General features: G+C 46.8%; 4 protein-coding genes. 1 reads left to right on the plus strand and 3 read right to left on the minus strand.

Features of this window, described 5'->3' with window-relative positions:
- The 3 genes from ACTHUE_RS16520 to rplU all read right to left on the minus strand — a co-directional run.
- A partial coding sequence (locus ACTHUE_RS16520; RefSeq protein ID WP_440424012.1) for an FAD-dependent oxidoreductase occupies window positions 1-212 on the minus strand: 212 nt, incomplete at its 3' end.
- Between the two features lie 274 nt (window positions 213-486).
- Window positions 487-759 (minus strand): 50S ribosomal protein L27, encoded by a 273-nt coding sequence (gene rpmA / locus ACTHUE_RS16525; RefSeq protein ID WP_002212328.1) that lies wholly within the window; start codon window positions 757-759, stop codon window positions 487-489.
- A 27-nt stretch (window positions 760-786) separates the two neighbouring features.
- A complete protein-coding gene (gene rplU, locus ACTHUE_RS16530) occupies window positions 787-1,095 on the minus strand; it encodes a 50S ribosomal protein L21 (RefSeq protein ID WP_100066624.1) in 309 nt (102 codons plus the stop codon).
- A 263-nt stretch (window positions 1,096-1,358) separates the two neighbouring features.
- Between rplU and ACTHUE_RS16535 the strand changes: the two genes are divergently transcribed.
- The coding region (locus ACTHUE_RS16535; RefSeq protein WP_440424013.1) for a polyprenyl synthetase family protein at window positions 1,359-2,132 on the plus strand (774 nt) is incomplete at its 3' end.

Genomic DNA, 2,132 nt, shown 5'->3' on the forward strand with positions numbered 1-2,132 from the left:
GGAATCAAATCCCACATACCCAATCGCTGCATGATTTCGCGCGACAAGTGCGTCAGTGCGATTTCACGGCCGTCATACGGCGGATTTTGCAACACTTCTAAAGGACTTCTTTCAATCAGGGTTATGTTCAAACCGCTTCCGGCCAACTCTGCGGCAAAACTTAATCCGGCAGGGCCTGCGCCGACGACGAGAATATCACTGTGTAAGCTCATGGGAGGAATTCCTTGTATTCAACTGATACGGATTTTTTCAGACGGCCTTAAGTTTACTGTGTTTAGCTACATGAGGGTAAATCAAAGGCATTTGATAGATTATATAGAAAGCATTGATAGAATAAAACAAATGTTATCAATTGTAAGCGCGTTTTTACTTTGGCCTTAATATAAATCAAGCTTCACGACATACGGATTTTATCAAACGGACAAACATTCAGATAAACAAAAACCGCATTCCGAAAAGGGAATGCGGCTTTCAATCGTAAAACGATTATTCTTCAGAACCGGTGTAAGGACGGATGCTGACAGTTTTACGGTTCAGCGCGCCTTTGGTTTTGAATTCAACGTAACCGTCGACTTTAGCAAACAAAGTGTGGTCTTTGCCCATGCCTACGTTGTCACCTGCGTGGAATTTAGTACCGCGTTGACGAACGATGATGGAGCCTGCCGGGATCAGCTCGTTGCCGTAGGCTTTAACGCCCAAGCGTTTGGCTTCTGAATCGCGACCGTTGCGGGTGCTACCGCCTGCTTTTTTACTTGCCATTTGTAATACTCCTGAACTTACTTGAAATTAGGCGATTGCCACGATTTCGATTTGGGTGAAATTTTGGCGATGGCCTTGGCGTTTTTGGTAGTGTTTGCGACGACGCATTTTGAAAATGCGTACTTTCTCGCCACGACCATGAGCAACGACTTTGGCTGTTACTTTTGCGCCTTCGATAAAAGGTGCGCCTACTTTTACAGATTCGCCGTCAGCAATCATCAAAACTTCAGTCAGTTCGATTTGGCTGTCGAGTTCGGCTGGTATCTGTTCTACTTTCAATTTTTCGCCAACGGAAACTTTGTATTGTTTACCGCCGGTTTTTATGACCGCGTACATACTCAACTCCATGAGAATTAGGTTAACATTCCGCACACCATGTGCGAAACGAGCTATTCTATTTCTATTTGCCTATTTTGTCAAAATTTATTTTATTTACAACTGAAAAGGCCGTCTGAAAGATATGTTGCATGCTTTTTAACTGATATAATCACGCGCTGGATTGCTGATATCTTTATGCAACGTTATTACCCCGACCGAATGTACGGGTTTAAACAGATTCATTGGAGCCTCCGCTCCGTTTTATCAACAGAGAATGTTTTATGCTCGAAAACCTGCCTTACTTCCAACGCCACCTGCCCGATGACCTTGCCAAAGTGAACGCGGTCATCAACCAAGCTGTTCAATCCGATGTCGCGCTGATTTCGCAAATTGGCACATACATCATCAGCGCGGGCGGTAAGCGACTGCGTCCGATTATTACCATTTTGGCAGGCAAAGCAGTCGGGCATGACGATGAAAAGCTGTATTCGCTGGCAGCGATGGTGGAATTCATCCACACCTCCACCCTCCTGCACGACGATGTCGTTGACGAAAGTGAATTGCGCCGCGGCCGTAAAACCGCAAACAATCTCTTCGGCAACGCAGCGGCCGTTTTGGTCGGCGACTTCCTCTATACACGCGCCTTCCAACTGATGGTCGGTTCAGGCAGTATGCGTATATTGGAAGTGATGGCCGATGCGACCAACATCATCGCCGAAGGCGAAGTCATGCAGCTGATGAACATCGGCAATACGGATATTACCGAAGAGCAATACGTCCAAGTTATCCAATACAAAACAGCAAAATTGTTTGAAGCGGCCGCGCAAGTCGGCGCAATTTTGGGCAAGGCTTCCCCCGAACACGAGCAAGCCTTGAAAGACTACGGCATGTACGTCGGTACGGCTTTCCAAATCATTGACGATGTTTTGGACTATTCAGGCGAAACCGAAGAAATCGGCAAAAACGTCGGCGACGATTTGGCAGAAGGCAAACCTACCCTGCCATTGATTTACCTGATGCGAAACGGCTCCGAGCAGGCCGCCAACGATGTGCGC

It is taken from the genome of Neisseria sp. P0021.S005 (genome assembly GCF_051956955.1).

Coding starts and splice junctions, on each gene's coding strand:
- rpmA (WP_002212328.1), bottom strand. CDS start 759: ATGGCAAGTAAAAAAGCAGGCGGTAGCACCCGCAACGGTCGCGATTCA.
- rplU (WP_100066624.1), bottom strand. CDS start 1,095: ATGTACGCGGTCATAAAAACCGGCGGTAAACAATACAAAGTTTCCGTT.